The organism is Methylophaga sp. UBA5088, from assembly GCF_002414625.1.
Taxonomy (GTDB): domain Bacteria; phylum Pseudomonadota; class Gammaproteobacteria; order Nitrosococcales; family Methylophagaceae; genus Methylophaga; species Methylophaga marina.
In genome coordinates, this window is record NZ_DIAC01000048.1 from 1 (window position 1) to 230 (window position 230).

Here is a 230-nt window from a genome sequence, read left to right on the forward strand (position 1 = left end):
GAAGATCTGACTTGGGAAGTGTTCAGAGATACTTTGATTGAACAAGCTGAGCAGGGCGTCGATTATTTCACGATTCATGCGGGTGTGCGTTTGGCACATATCCCACTGACCGTGAATCGCACAACCGGCATCGTTTCACGCGGTGGTTCGATTATGGCAGCATGGTGTCTGGCGCATCATGAGGAGAGCTTCCTCTACACGCATTTCGAAGATATCTGCGAAATCATGAA

General features: G+C 49.1%; 1 protein-coding gene. It reads left to right on the forward strand.

The window, feature by feature from the left end:
• A partial coding sequence (locus B4K20_RS06210; protein ID WP_289282270.1) for a phosphomethylpyrimidine synthase ThiC occupies positions 1-230 on the forward strand: 230 nt, incomplete at both ends.